We start from the raw sequence: 14,033 nt of genomic DNA on the forward strand, positions 1-14,033 counted from the left end.
GCCCGCCGCACCCGAGAGAACCCGGCACCTGCCGCGCCGCCTCACGGGAGTGGGAGAACCGACGCGCGGGCGAAAGCCGGGCCGACGACGTACCGCCCGCGCCCGCCCGGGCGCGGAACCGCCACACCCGACGGAACCCGGCACCTGACACGCCGCAGCCCCGGCAGAACCCGCGCACGGGCGAGCCGCCCGGCCGGCCCGCCGCCCTGGCCGGGAGCCCCCGGCCGGGGCGCGGCACGGCCCGCCGCCGGTGTCCGGAGACACCCGCGGCGGGCCGGGAACGACACGCTCAGCCGCGAGCGGTCCGCACCGTCTTCTTCGCCGCCGCCTTCTTCACCGCGCCGGTCCTGGCCGAGACCGTCTTCTTCGCCGCCGTGCCGGCCGCCACGGTCTTCTTCGCGGCCGTCTTCTTGGCTGCCGTCTTCTTGACGGCGGCCTTCTTCGCGGCGGGCGCCTTCCGCGTGGTGCCGCGCGCCGGAGGCGCGTCGCTCACCCGGTCGCCCAGCAGCTCCCGCAGGAACTTGCCCGTGTGGCTGGCCGGCTCCGAGGCCACCTCTTCCGGGGTGCCCTCCGCAATGACGAGGCCACCGCCGCTGCCGCCCTCGGGCCCCATGTCGACGACCCAGTCGGCCGTCTTGATGACGTCGAGGTTGTGCTCGATGACGATGACGGTGTTGCCCTTGTCGACCAGCCCGGACAGCACCGAGATCAGCTTGCTGATGTCCTCGAAGTGCAGACCCGTGGTGGGCTCGTCGAGCACGTACACCGTGCGGCCCGTCGAGCGCTTCTGCAGCTCGCTGGCGAGCTTCACGCGCTGTGCCTCACCGCCGGAGAGCGTCGGCGCGGACTGCCCGAGCCGGACGTACCCGAGCCCGACCTCGTGCAGGGTGCGCAGGTGCCGGGCGATGGTCGGCACGGCCTCGAAGAAGCTGAGCGCCTCCTCGATGGGCATGTCCAGCACCTCGGCGATGGACTTGCCCTTGTAGTGCACCTCCAGCGTCTCCCGGTTGTAGCGCGCGCCGTGGCAGACCTCGCAGGGCACGTACACGTCCGGCAGGAAGTTCATCTCGATCTTGATCGTGCCGTCGCCGGAGCAGTTCTCGCAGCGGCCGCCCTTGACGTTGAAGGAGAAGCGGCCGGGCAGATAGCCGCGGACCTTCGCCTCCATCGTCTCCGCGAAGAGCTTGCGGACGTGGTCGAAGACACCGGTGTACGTCGCCGGGTTGGAGCGCGGCGTACGGCCGATGGGCGACTGGTCGACGTGGACGACCTTGTCGACGAGGTCGTCGCCGTCCACGCGCGTGTGGCGCCCCGGCACCGTCCGGGCACCGTTCAGCTCGCGGGCCAGGTGGGTGTAGAGGATGTCGTTGACCAGCGTCGACTTGCCCGAGCCCGACACACCGGTGACGGCCGTGAGCACGCCGAGCGGGAAGGAGACGTCGATGTCCTGGAGGTTGTTCTCCCGGGCGCCGCGGACCGTGATCCGGCGGTCGGGGTCCACGGGCCGGCGGTCGTCCGGCGTGGGGATGGCCCTCTTGCCGGAGAGGTAATGCCCGGTGATCGACTCCTTGTTGCGCAGCAGCTCCTTGAGGGGGCCGCTGTGCACGACCTTGCCGCCGTGCTCACCCGCGCCGGGGCCGATGTCCACGACCCAGTCGGCGACCTTGATGGTGTCCTCGTCGTGCTCGACGACGATCAGGGTGTTGCCCATGTCGCGCAGGCGCACCAGGGTCTCGATGAGGCGGTGGTTGTCCCGCTGGTGCAGGCCGATGGACGGCTCGTCCAGCACGTAGAGCACACCGACGAGGCCGGATCCGATCTGGGTGGCGAGCCGGATGCGCTGGGCCTCGCCGCCGGAGAGGGTGCCCGCGGCGCGGTTGAGCGAGAGGTAGTCCAGGCCGACGTCGACGAGGAACTTCAGGCGCTCGTTGACCTCCTTGAGGACCCGCTCGGCGATCTTCTTCTCGCGGCCGGTGAGCTTCATCTCCCGCAGGAAGTCGGCGCACTCGCTGATCGACATGGCGGCGACGTCGGCGATGGACCGGCCCTGCACGGTGACCGCGAGCACGATGGGCTTGAGCCGGGTGCCCTCGCAGGTCGGGCAGGGCACCTCGCGCATGTAGCCCTCGAAGCGCTCCCGGCTGGAGTCGCTCTCGGCCTCGGAGTGGCGCCGCTTGACGAACGGGACCGCGCCCTCGAAGGACGTGGTGTAGGCGCGCTCCCGGCCGTAGCGGTTGCGGTAGCGCACCTCGATCTGCGTCTTGTGGCCGTTGAGCAGGGCCTTCCGGGCCCGCAGCGGCAGCCCCGCCCAGGGGATGTCCGTGCGGAAGCCGAGCTCACCGGCGAGCGCGCCGACCAGGCGGTTGAAGTAGTCCTTGGTGTGGCCGTGCGACCAGGGGTTGATCGCCCCCTCGTCCAGGGACTTGTCCTCGTCCGGGACGATCAGCTCGGGGTCGACCTCCATGCGCGAGCCGATGCCCGTGCAGTCCGGGCAGGCGCCGAAGGGGGAGTTGAAGGAGAAGGAGCGCGGCTCCAGCTCCTCGAAGGACAGGTCGTCGTACGGGCAGTAGAGGTGCTCGGAGTACATCCGCTCACGCTCGGGGTCGTCCTCGGGGAGGTCGACGAAGTCGAGGATCACCATGCCGCCCGAGAGGCCCAGCGCGGTCTCGATCGAGTCGGTCAGCCGGCGCTTGGCGCTGTCCTTGACGGTGAGGCGGTCGACGACCACCTCGATGGTGTGCTTCTCCTGCTTCTTGAGCTTGGGCGGCTCGGAGAGCTGGACGGTCTCCCCGTCGACGCGGGCCCGGCTGTAGCCCTTGGTCTGCAGGTCGGCGAAGAGGTCGACGAACTCGCCCTTGCGCTCGCGCACCAGCGGGGAGAGCACCTGGAACCGGCTGCCCTCGGGCAGCTCCAGCACCTTGTCCACGATGGCCTGCGGCGACTGGCGGGAGATGGGCCGGGCGCACTCCGGGCAGTGCGGCTTGCCGATCCGCGCGAAGAGCAGGCGGAGGTAGTCGTAGACCTCCGTGATGGTGCCCACCGTGGAGCGGGGGTTGCGCGAGGTCGACTTCTGGTCGATGGAGACAGCCGGGGAGAGGCCCTCGATGAAGTCCACATCCGGCTTGTCCATCTGGCCGAGGAACTGCCGGGCGTAGGAGGAGAGCGACTCGACATAACGACGCTGCCCCTCGGCGAAGATCGTGTCGAACGCGAGGGACGACTTGCCCGAGCCGGAGAGTCCCGTGAAGACGATGAGGGAGTCACGGGGAAGGTCGAGCGAGACGTTCTTGAGGTTGTGCTCGCGAGCGCCACGGACGATGAGACGGTCAGTCACGCCTGTCGGCACCTTTCTTGAGAGTCGGCTCCAGGGAGCTTCAGGGAGGGTCACTGCCCCTCGATCCAGAGTACGGGGGGCCACTGACAATCAACGGTCGAGCGACGGCCGGGGCCGGAGCCGGCGACGGCTACGGGCGGCCGGCAGCGACACCCTCGACCATATAGCACGTATATTCGATTCAGGGGCTGGAAGAGACACCTTCACCCGGACGAGTGGCGGCGCTATCGTCGGCCGCATGATTGATCATGTGCACGACCTGGCATCCGTGCGGGAAGCGACCGACCGCCTCCTCGGCTCGGCCGGCAAACTGGACAACGCCGCCGTCGCCGAGGCGTCACGCCTCCCCGGCTGGACCCGCGGCCACGTCCTGGCCCACCTCGCCCGGAACGCGGACGCGCTCGTCAACGTCCTCACCGGCCGCCCCATGTACGCGAGCGCCGAGGCGCGGGACGCCGACATCGAGCGCGACGCCCACCGGCCGCTGGACGCGCAGCTCGCCGACCTCCGCGACAGCGCGGCCCGGCTCCAGGAGGCGGCCGCCGCACCCGCCGACTGGAGCCGCACCGTCACCCTGCGCAACGGCGTGACCGACCAGGCCGCGCGCGTACCCTTCCGCCGCCTGATCGAGCTCGAACTGCACCACGTCGACCTCGGCATCGGGTACGAGCTGGCGGATCTTCCGGCGGACTTCACCGACCGGGAGATCGAGTTCCTCGCCCAGCGCTTCTCGGGCCACCCCGGGCTGCCCCCCGTCACCCTCGCCACCGCCGACGGCCGGCGCTGGGCCACGGGCGGCGGGGACGGCGACCCGGTCGTCGTCACCGGCACCCCCGCCGACCTGCTGGGCTGGCTCGCCGGCCGGGCCCGCGACGGAGCGGGCCTCGACACCGGCGGAGCCGGCCTTCCCACCCTCCCCCCGCTCTGAGGCACGCAAGGAATAGGCTTGACGCCATGACTTACAGCGGAGCGGTGAAGGTCGGCGGACCGGCCGACGTGCACGAGCTGACCGACCTGATGATCTCGAAGGTCGCGGTCGGGCCGATGGACAACAACGCCTATCTGCTGCGCTGCCGCGCGACGGACGAGCAGCTGCTGATCGACGCCGCCGCCGAGCCGCACACCCTGCTCAGCCTCATCGGCGACAGCGGCATCGCCTCCGTCGTCACCACGCACCGGCACGGCGACCACTGGGGCGCGCTGCGCGAGGTCGTGGACGCCACCGGCGCCCGCACGCTCGCCGGCCGCTACGACGCCGAGGGGATCCCGGTGCCGACGGACGTCCTCGTGGAGGACGGCGACACCGTGCGGGTGGGCCGCGTCGAGCTCACCGCCCGCCACCTGGTCGGCCACACCCCGGGCAGCATCGCCCTGGTCTACGACGACCCGCACGGCCATCCGCACCTGTTCACCGGCGACTGCCTGTTCCCCGGCGGCGTCGGGAACACCCACGACGACCCCGAGGCGTTCGCCACGCTCCTCGGCGGCGTGGAGACCAAGCTCTTCGGGGAGCTCCCGGACGAGACGTGGGTCTACCCGGGCCACGGATCCGACACCACCCTGGGCGCCGAACGCCCGCACCTCGCGGAGTGGCGCGCCCGCGGCTGGTGACCTGCCGCGGCCGCTGACATACGAAAGCGGGCGCCCATGGGCGCCCGCTTCTGTACGTGATGAGGCCCGGACGCCTGCGGGGCGGTCCGGACATGCAGTGAGGCCGTCCCACTCAAACTCCGGGTGTGGCGGCCTCAAAAACCACCATACTCCTCCCTAAAACGGACCGCCAGCCCGGTGGGGAACCCTTTCTGCCGCTCCAGCGAAACCAGCCCCGGGCCCGGCCGTCGGCCGGGGGTACGGCCGCGCGCGGCGCACCGGCGGCTCTCCCTTCGCACGCCCCCGGCCACACTCCCGTACGCCCCGTTGCCTTCCCTGCCCACCGGAAGTTGGGCACTACATGCAACGCGACCGTTCCCCGGCCGGCAGGCCGCCGGCGATGCTCCGTCTGGCCGCCGCGTCCATGGCCGGCACCGCCATCGAGTTCTACGACTTCTTCGTCTACGGCACCGCCGCGGCCCTCGTCCTGGGGCCGCTGTACTTCCCCACCGTCTCCCCGCTGCTCGGCACCCTCGCCGCGTTCGGCACCTTCGGCGTGGGGTTCGTCGCGCGCCCCCTCGGCTCGGTCCTCTTCGGGCACATCGGCGACCGGCACGGCAGACGCCCGGTGCTGATCGTGTCCCTGCTGCTGACGGGGGTCGCGACGGTCGCGGTCGGCTTCGTGCCCGTCTACGACAGCATCGGGATCGCCGCCCCGATGCTGCTGCTCCTCCTGCGCTTCGCCCAGGGCCTCGGGCTCGGCGGCGAGTGGGGCGGCGCCGTGCTGCTGACCACCGAGCACGCCCCGGCCCACCGCCGCGTCCTGTGGTCGAGCTTCCCGCAGCTCGGACCGCCGCTGGGCTTCCTGCTCGCCAACGGCATCACGCTCGTGCTGTCGGCCACGCTCACCGACGCGCAGTTCCTGTCGTGGGGGTGGCGGGTGCCGTTCTGGTTCGCGGGCGTCCTGGCGGCGGCGGGGCTGCTGCTGCGCAACCGGCTTCCCGAGACCCCTGAATTCCGTGAGCTCGTCGCCCGGGGCGCCGTCGCGCGGCTCCCCTTCGCCGAGCTCGCGCGGGACCACTGGCGGCCCGTCCTGCTCACCGCCGGCGCGCTGTCCGTCTCCTATGCCACCTACTACACGATGTCGACGTGGTCCCTCGCCTACGCCACCGACCGGCTGGGGGTGGACCGCACGGTCATGCTGGGCTGCATCATGGCGGCGATCGCCCTGTCGGGCGTCATCACCCCGCTGTTCGCCCTCCTGGGCGACCGCTTCGGGCGCCGGCCGCTGTGCCTGGCCGGCTGCGCGGTCGGCGCGCTCTGGACGACCCCGATGATCGCCCTCCTGCACACCGGCAGGCCTCCGGCGATCCTGCTCGGGTTCCTGGGCGGGACGCTGGCGTTCACGGCCGTGTTCGCCGTCATCGCGGCCTACCTCCCCGAGTTGTACGCGCCGCGGGTGCGCTGCACCGGCGCGGCCGTCGGCTACAACCTCGCCGGGGTGCTGGGCGGCGCCGTCACGCCCCTGGTGGCCACGGCGGCCTCCCGGGGCGACGGTCCGCCGTGGGGTGTCGCCGTGTATCTGACCGCGGTCGCCCTGCTGAGCCTGGGCTGCTTCGCGCTGCTCCCCGAGACCCGCCCGACGGGCGCGGCCGACCCGGCCGACCCGGCGGGCGAGTGCGCGCCCGCCTGAGCGGGCGGGCGCGTGCCCGGCCCGGTCAGGCCCGGGCGCCGCTCTTCTCGGCGGCGTCGGTGACGGCAGCGTCCTCGGCGTCCTCGGCGCGTTCCACAGCCGCGGCCTCGGCCTCCGCCTCCGCCTGCTTCTTGGCGGCACGGAGGCTGGTAAGGGTGGTGACGACCAGGACGGCGCAGATGACGCCGAGCGAGACCGGGATGCCGATCTCGGGCACACCCACGCCGTTCTCGTGGAGAGCGTGCAGAACGAGCTTGACGCCGATGAACCCGAGGATGACCGACAGGCCGTACGAGAGGTGGACGAGCTTCTTCAGCAGCCCGCCTATCAGGAAGTACAGCTGCCGCAGACCCATGAGGGCGAAGGCGTTGGCGGTGAAGACGATGTACGGGTCCTGGGTCAGGCCGAAGATCGCCGGGATCGAGTCGAGCGCGAAAAGCACGTCGGTGGTGCCGATCGCCAGCATGACGATCAGCATCGGCGTCATCAGGCGCTTGCCGTTCTCGACGATGAACAGCTTGGTGCCGTGGTACCGGTCCGTCGACGGGAAGCGCTTCTCGACCAGCTTCAGGAAGCGGTTCTCCTCGAACTCCTCTTCCTCCTCGTCGGCACGCGCCTCCTGGATGAGCTTCCAGGCCGTCCAGATGAGGAAGGCGCCGAAGATGTAGAAGACCCACGAGAAGTTGGCGATGATCGCCGCGCCCGCGCCGATGAAGCCCGCCCGCAGGACCAGGGCTATGAGCACTCCGACCATCAGGACGCGCTGCTGGTAGATCGACGGGACCGCGAACTTCGCCATGATCAGGACGAAGACGAAGAGGTTGTCGACGCTCAGCGACTTCTCGGTGATGAAGCCCGCGAAGAACTCCCCGGCCGGCTGCCCGCCGCCGAAGAACAGCAGCCCGAGCCCGAAGAGCCCGGCGAGGGCCACCCAGACCACGGTCCAGATGCCGGCCTCCTTGATGGAGACCTCATGGGGTTTACGGCCGCCGATGAAGAAGTCGGCGGCGACGAGGGCGCACAGACCGAGAATGGTCAGCACCCAAAGGGTCAGGGAGACGTCCACAGTGCCTCCGGCACGTCGTACGGCAACTGTCAGCAACTGTCAGTGTCGTCGCTGCCGGAGGCTCTCCGTGGGGGTGGCCCACAGGTCGCCTCCGCACCTATAACAGTACAGGAAGACCCAAGAGAAGGTAAAGAAAAACCCAAAATCCCTGTTCAGATGCCATATGCCTGTCGCGCCTGACCCACCTGCCAGAGCACCTGCCGCACCACATCGCTCCCCGCGGGCACCCGCGGCGGGTCGTACGTCCAGGTGTGCCCCACCCACGGGTCGGCCAGGTGGTCGTCCTGCACCGGGGTGATCCTCAGCAGGGCCCGCCACAGCGGGTCCAGCACCGGCCCGTAGGCCCGGGCGTCCTCACGGTCGGCGACCATCATCAGGTGCACGCCCACGGACGGCCCTTCGTCCGCGAGATAGCGCAGCTGCGTCACGGCACGGTCGTCGAAACCGTGCGGGAAGTCGTTGACGATGAGCAGCTGCTCCGCCGTGTCGAGGTCGGGCGGCAGGGAATCCACCGCGCCGCTGCGGATGGCCATCTGCACCAGGTCGACGCGCTGGGTCAGCCGCGCCAGCACGCCGGACACCCCCTGCGCCCCGGCCGCGGGAGGCTCCCGCAGCGCCCCGGACTGCAGCAGCGGCGCGAGCGCGGCACCGGCCGACCCCGCCGGGTCGATGACGTGCACCGTGAAGTCACCGACCGGATAGACGGCCAGCATCCGGGCCGCGTGCAGGACCGCTGTCGCCATGGCGCGCCGGCGCAGCTCGTCGGAGTCCACCATGGCCGCCTCCCCGCCGGAGGACCGCCCGCTGTCCACCCACAGGCCGCGCTCCAGCGGCAGCCGCACCAGCATCGGGATCGTCAGATCGGTGCGCTCCGGCAGGTGCAGGTCGCCCACGCGCAGCGCCATCGGCGTCTCCAGCGGCACCTGGTAGCCCTGCCAGACCGGGCTGTCCCAGCGGGCGAACGCGGGCGGCAGGGCGTGCTCGACGACCTCGGACTCGGCGACGAGCTGTGCCAGGTCCCGGTCGAGGACCGCACGGGCCTGCTCGACCAGGCTCGTGCGCCGGGCGCGCGCCTCCTCCCGGGCGGCGTCGGCCGCCGGGCCGACCCGGGTGCGCGGGTCGGCGAGGGCCTTGTCCAGCTCCTGTTCCAGGCGCGAATCCGCGAAGTCGACGGCGCTGCGGTACGCGGCGGCCGACCGGGCCAGGTCCTCGAACATGCCCCAGACCTGGTTGTACAGCCGCTCGTTCATCGTCCAGCCGGTGGCGTCGCCCGCGACCGGAGGGGCCGACTGTCCCGGCTGGGCGGGCGGCACGACGGGCGCCGGGTCCGGCGGCGCGGTCGTCTGACGGCCGGGGTGCCGGTAGCTGACCGGGCCGCCCGCGGGTGCCGGCTCGGGCGGGGCCGGGGCGGGGTCCGGGGCGCCCTCGGCCTGCGCGGTGCGGCGCGTCCCGCTCTCGCCGCCGGGCAGGTGCGGGGGCGGCGGGGCGACCGACCGGGCCATGCCCCGGCTGACCGCCTCGTTGATGACCCGGGCCAGCTCGGCGGCGTCCGCCAGGCCCTGGTCGAGGAGCATCGCGGCGAGCCCGCCCGCGTAGCCCTGACCGACGGCGCGCACCTTCCACGCGCCCTGCCTGCGGTAGAGCTCCAGGGCGACGACCGCGGACTCGGAGTCCAGGTCGGTGATGGTGTAGCTGGCGACCTCGGCCCCGTCGAGGCCGGTGACGGCGATGAACGGCGCGGCCATCGCGCCGAAGCGCGCCGGGCCGCCCGCACCGTCGGGCAGGGCGAGCAGCACATGGACGCGGTGCGCGGACTCCGGGAGGGCGTCGAGGTCCACGGCCAGCCGGTGGTCGGCCGCCGCCTGGCGGGACACCTCAAGGCCGGGGAGCCGGTGCGAAGCGGGGTGCGCGACCCGGTCGGCACCGGTCACCCGGCCGTCGGCGTCACCGAGCGTGGCCCCCGCCACGATCGGGCCGCCCGCCGAGATCCGGATCTCCAGACGGGTGTCCGACAGCGGGTGGTTCTGTCCCCGCACCAGCTCGGCCGTCATTCCTGCGCCCCCTTGTCGTGCTGTTCCATGCTGTTCTCGCTGCGGCTGCGCCGCGCGCACCCGTGCTCGGTGCGCTCGCGGGCCCGGCGGAGAGTGTCTCCGCCGGGCCCGGTCGCCGTACGTACTGCCGTGAAGCCCTACAGGCTCGGCAGGATCGCCGGCATGAGGTCCTGGAAGGTCCGGCCGTTGGCCGGGGTGCCGATGGCGGTCATCTGCCAGCCGGCGCCCGCCCGGTGGACCTTGGCCATGATCTGGGCGGTGTACTGGCCGCCGCCGTCGAGGGTGTAGCGGGCCAGCTCCTGGCCGTTGGTCTCGTCGACGAGGCGGCAGAAGGCGTTCTGGACCTCGGCGAACGTCTGGCCGGTGAAGGAGTTCACCGTGAAGACGATCTGGTCGATGTGCACCGGGACGCGCTGCAGGTCGACGAGGACGGCCTCGTCGTCGCCGCCCTTGCCGGCACCGCCGACCAGGTTGTCACCGGTGTGCCGGACGGAGCCGTCGTCGCTGACGAGGTGACGGAAGAACACCACGTCCACCGGCTGCTGACCGGCGAAGAGCACCGCCGACGCGTCCAGGTCGATCTCCTTGGTGCGCGACCCGAACAGTCCGCGGCGGGGGGCCGACTGCCAGCCGAGCCCCATCCGCACCGCGGTCAGGGTTCCCCCGTCGGCCTTCTGCAGGCTGATGCCCTGACCCTTGGACAAGTTGACCGTCACGCGCAGTCCCTTCTCGTTCTTTCTTCCCGTGACCGCGCGTGCGCACGGCCTCCTCGAACGACCCTATGCACTGGCGTCCACCGCAAGCGCACCCGGGCGGGATTTGTGGCGGTCTTGCAACATGCCGGGCCGGGCAGCCGCTTTGACACAGGGACCCGGCCGGGTGCCTCAGGCGAGACCGGCCTCCCGCATCTGGCGCAGCTCCTTCTTCAGCTCCCCCACCTCGTCGCGCAGCCGGGCGGCCACCTCGAACTGGAGCTCCGCCGCGGCGGCCCGCATGCGGTCGGTCATGTCCTCGATGAGCTGGGCCAGTTCGGCCGCGGGCCGGTCCGTCGCCACGACGGCCTTGCTCTTGCCCTTGCCCTTGGCCTTCGCGCCGGCCTTGCCGGACAGGGCCGTGGGCACCGGGGCCTTGCCCTTGTCGTCCTGGCGGAAGCCCGTGCCCAGGAGCTCCTGGGTGTCGATCTCCTCACGGGCGATGGTGGCGACGATGTCACCGATCTTCTTCCGGAGGGGCTGGGGGTCGATGCCCCGTTCCTTGTTGTAGGCGATCTGCTTCTCGCGGCGCCGGTTGGTCTCCTCGATCGCCTTCTCCATCGCCGGGGTGATCTTGTCGGCGTACATGTGGACCTGGCCGGAGACGTTGCGCGCCGCGCGTCCGATGGTCTGGATCAGGGAGGTCCCCGAGCGCAGGAACCCTTCCTTGTCGGCGTCGAGGATCGCCACCAGGGACACCTCGGGCAGGTCGAGACCCTCGCGCAGCAGGTTGATGCCGACCAGGACGTCGTACTCGCCGGCCCGGAGCTCGCGCAGCAGCTCGATGCGGCGCAGGGTGTCCACGTCGCTGTGCAGGTAGCGGACCTGGATGCCCAGCTCCAGGAAGTACTCGGTGAGGTCCTCGGCCATCTTCTTGGTCAGGGTGGTGACCAGGACGCGCTCGTCCTTCTCCGTGCGCGTGCGGATCTCGTGGACCAGGTCGTCGATCTGACCCTCGGTGGGCTTGACGACGACCTCGGGGTCGACGAGGCCGGTGGGGCGGATGATCTGCTCCACGAAGCCGTCACCCCGGGAGAGCTCGTACTTACCGGGGGTCGCGGACAGATAGACCGTCTGCCCGATGCGCTCGGTGAACTCCTCCCACTTCAGCGGCCGGTTGTCCATGGCCGAGGGGAGGCGGAAGCCGTGCTCGACGAGCGTGCGCTTACGGGAGGCGTCGCCCTCGTACATGGCGCCGATCTGCGGGACGGTGACATGCGACTCGTCGATGACCAGGAGGAAGTCCTCCGGGAAGTAGTCGATGAGGGTGTTGGGCGGGGAGCCGGGCTCGCGGTCGTCCATGTGCAGCGAGTAGTTCTCGATGCCGGAGCAGGAGCCGATCTGGCGCATCATCTCGATGTCGTACGTGGTGCGCATCCGCAGGCGCTGGGCTTCGAGGAGCTTGCCCTGCTTCTCCATCCGGGCGAGCGTCTGCTCCAGCTCGGTCTCGATGCCGGAGATCGCCTTCTCCATGCGCTCGGCGCCGGCGATGTAGTGGCTGGCCGGGAAGACGTACAGCTCCTGGTCGTCGGAGATGACCTCTCCGGTGAGCGGGTGGAGCGTGGACAGCGCCTCGATCTCGTCACCGAACATCTCGATCCGGACGGCGAGCTCCTCGTAGACCGGGAAGATCTCGATGGTGTCGCCGCGCACCCGGAAGGTGCCACGGGTGAAGGCCAGGTCGTTACGGGTGTACTGGATCTCCACGAAGCGGCGCAGCAACTGGTCGCGGTCGATCTCCTGGCCGACCTTGAGCGACACCATCCGGTCGACGTACTCCTGCGGCGTGCCGAGGCCGTAAATGCAGGACACCGAAGCGACCACCACGACATCACGCCGGGTGAGCAGCGAGTTCGTCGCGGAGTGGCGCAGCCGCTCGACCTCCTCGTTGATCGAGGAGTCCTTCTCGATGTACGTGTCCGACTGGGGGACGTAGGCCTCAGGCTGGTAGTAGTCGTAGTACGACACAAAGTATTCGACGGCGTTGTTCGGCAGGAGCTCGCGGAACTCATTGGCGAGCTGGGCCGCGAGCGTCTTGTTCGGCGCCATCACGAGCGTCGGCCGCTGGAGCTTCTCGATCATCCACGCGGTGGTCGCCGACTTGCCGGTACCGGTCGCACCGAGGAGGACGACATCCTTCTCACCTGCACGAATGCGTTTTTCCAGCTCGGCGATGGCGGTCGGCTGGTCACCGCTGGGCTGGAAGGGGCTGACGACCTCGAAAGGCGCCACCTTGCGTTCGATCTTCGATACGGGCCGCATGGAACCACCGTACGGCCCACCACTGACAACAGCCGGGTGTCCGGCGTTCGACCGCCGTTTCCCCGGCGAACGGACGGCAAAGATCGGGCGAAGGTCCGCGGCTCTGCGCGCCACCACCGCGGCGATCGCGTAGTTGTGTGGGGTAGACCCGTCCCGCACCACGAGAAGCGCCATGCCACCGCGTCCGCCGCTGCCCCCGTGCACTCCGCACGCGCCCCTCACCCACACCCGTACGCCCCGTGTTTTCAGACGCCGCGAGGAGCCCGAATGCGCATCCGCCCCGTCTCCGTCGTGACCAGCGCGTTGCTCGGTCTGTCCACCCTCTGCCTCGCCACCGTTCCCGCGCACGCCGGCGCGCGGACGCACGTCCCCGTCGCGATCGGTCACCGGGGCGTCCCGGTCCTGGCGCCGGAGAACACCCTCGCCTCGGTCGACAGAGCCGCCGATCTGGGCATCCGCTGGGTGGAGAACGACGTCCAGCGCACCAGGGACGGCGCCCTGATCGTCATGCACGACACCACCCTGGACCGTACGACCGACGCCGAACAGCGCTTTCCGGGGCGTGCCCCCTGGAAGGTCGCCGACTTCACCCTGGCCGAGATCCAGAAGCTGGACGCCGGGAGCTGGTTCGACGGGAGGTTCGCCGGCGAACGGGTGCCGACGCTCCAGCGGTACCTGGAGCGCGTCGACCGCCACCGCCAGAAACTGCTGCTGGAGGTCAAGGCTCCCGAGCTGTACCCGGGCATCGAACGACAGCTGGTGAGCGAGCTGCGGCGCACCGGCTGGCTCGACGCGTGGCACGTCGGCAGCCGCCTGGTCGTCCAGAGCTTCAGCGCGGCCTCCCTGCGGACGTTCCACGGCCTGCGCACGGACGTGAAGACCGGATTCCTGGGGGCGCCGAAGGTCGCGGAACTCCCCGCGTACGCCCGGTTCGCCGACCAGATCAACCCCAAGCACACCGGCGTCACCGCGAGCTGGGTCCGGTCCGTCCACGCGGTGAAGGGGCCGCACGGCAGGCCGCTGGAGGTCTCGACGTGGACCGTCGACGACGGTGACCGCGCCGTCGCGCTCGCCCGGATGGGTGTGGACTCCATCATCAGCAACGCTCCCCACGTGGTGGAAAAGGCGCTGGCCGAGAACGGCCGGTCCGCGCCGTCCCCGACGGCGCTCGTGGGCGTCCTGGACGATTTCTAGGGCGTGTCTTACGGATCAGCCCGGATCAGGCCGCGGCGTCCGGTGCGGTAGCTCGCAAGGCGGAGCATCTCCCGCGTACTGGGCGTACTCG

Annotated in this window: 9 protein-coding genes; 4 read left to right on the forward strand and 5 right to left on the reverse strand. The window is 70.9% G+C overall.

The genetic code is table 11. From position 1 onward, the window contains the following. Window positions 1-289: 289 nt before the first annotated feature. Window positions 290-3,334, reverse strand: coding sequence for an excinuclease ABC subunit UvrA (uvrA, locus tag ABZ951_RS27110; protein WP_344097087.1), 3,045 nt, complete (start codon window positions 3,332-3,334; stop codon window positions 290-292). Between the two features lie 238 nt (window positions 3,335-3,572). Here uvrA and ABZ951_RS27115 point away from each other — a divergent pair, with 238 nt between their 5' ends. The 3 genes from ABZ951_RS27115 (at window position 3,573) to ABZ951_RS27125 (ending at window position 6,617) form a co-directional block, all read left to right on the forward strand. Beyond that, entirely contained in the window at window positions 3,573-4,262 is a 690-nt protein-coding gene (locus tag ABZ951_RS27115; protein WP_344097085.1) for a maleylpyruvate isomerase family mycothiol-dependent enzyme, read from the forward strand. A 26-nt stretch (window positions 4,263-4,288) separates the two neighbouring features. Next, complete coding sequence (locus ABZ951_RS27120; RefSeq protein WP_344097083.1) at window positions 4,289-4,945, forward strand: MBL fold metallo-hydrolase; 657 nt, start codon at window positions 4,289-4,291, stop codon at window positions 4,943-4,945. Between the two features lie 379 nt (window positions 4,946-5,324). Next, entirely contained in the window at window positions 5,325-6,617 is a 1,293-nt protein-coding gene (locus ABZ951_RS27125; RefSeq protein ID WP_344097081.1) for an MFS transporter, read from the forward strand. Window positions 6,618-6,642: 25 nt separating this feature from the next. Here ABZ951_RS27125 and ABZ951_RS27130 read toward each other — a convergent pair whose 3' ends face one another. The 4 genes from ABZ951_RS27130 to uvrB all read right to left on the reverse strand — a co-directional run bounded on the left by ABZ951_RS27130 (window position 6,643) and on the right by uvrB (window position 12,748). After that, on the reverse strand, window positions 6,643-7,683 hold the full coding sequence (locus ABZ951_RS27130; RefSeq protein ID WP_344097079.1) for a TerC family protein: 1,041 nt from the start codon (window positions 7,681-7,683) through the stop codon (window positions 6,643-6,645). A 152-nt stretch (window positions 7,684-7,835) separates the two neighbouring features. Then, window positions 7,836-9,734: a TerD family protein gene (locus ABZ951_RS27135; protein WP_361280895.1), complete on the reverse strand. Its 1,899-nt coding sequence runs from the start codon at window positions 9,732-9,734 to the stop codon at window positions 7,836-7,838. Between the two features lie 137 nt (window positions 9,735-9,871). Beyond that, window positions 9,872-10,450 (reverse strand): TerD family protein, encoded by a 579-nt coding sequence (locus ABZ951_RS27140; protein WP_344097075.1) that lies wholly within the window; start codon window positions 10,448-10,450, stop codon window positions 9,872-9,874. A 168-nt stretch (window positions 10,451-10,618) separates the two neighbouring features. After that, a complete protein-coding gene (gene uvrB, locus ABZ951_RS27145; protein WP_344097072.1) occupies window positions 10,619-12,748 on the reverse strand; it encodes an excinuclease ABC subunit UvrB in 2,130 nt (709 codons plus the stop codon). A 267-nt stretch (window positions 12,749-13,015) separates the two neighbouring features. Here uvrB and ABZ951_RS27150 point away from each other — a divergent pair, with 267 nt between their 5' ends. After that, window positions 13,016-13,942, forward strand: a complete 927-nt coding sequence (locus ABZ951_RS27150) for a glycerophosphodiester phosphodiesterase family protein (RefSeq protein WP_344097070.1) — start codon at window positions 13,016-13,018, stop codon at window positions 13,940-13,942. The last annotated feature ends 91 nt before the right edge of the window (window positions 13,943-14,033 follow it).

This window comes from Streptomyces sp. NPDC046215 (genome assembly GCF_040646215.1).
Lineage (GTDB): Bacteria > Actinomycetota > Actinomycetes > Streptomycetales > Streptomycetaceae > Streptomyces > Streptomyces stramineus.

Bases quoted from the DNA above. Each gene is read 5' to 3' on its own strand.
- ABZ951_RS27115 (WP_344097085.1), top strand. From the start codon at position 3,573: ATGATTGATCATGTGCACGACCTGGCATCCGTGCGGGAAGCGACCGAC.
- ABZ951_RS27120 (WP_344097083.1), top strand. From the start codon at position 4,289: ATGACTTACAGCGGAGCGGTGAAGGTCGGCGGACCGGCCGACGTGCAC.
- ABZ951_RS27125 (WP_344097081.1), top strand. From the start codon at position 5,325: ATGCTCCGTCTGGCCGCCGCGTCCATGGCCGGCACCGCCATCGAGTTC.
- ABZ951_RS27135 (WP_361280895.1), bottom strand. From the start codon at position 9,734: ATGACGGCCGAGCTGGTGCGGGGACAGAACCACCCGCTGTCGGACACC.
- uvrB (WP_344097072.1), bottom strand. From the start codon at position 12,748: ATGCGGCCCGTATCGAAGATCGAACGCAAGGTGGCGCCTTTCGAGGTC.
- ABZ951_RS27150 (WP_344097070.1), top strand. From the start codon at position 13,016: ATGCGCATCCGCCCCGTCTCCGTCGTGACCAGCGCGTTGCTCGGTCTG.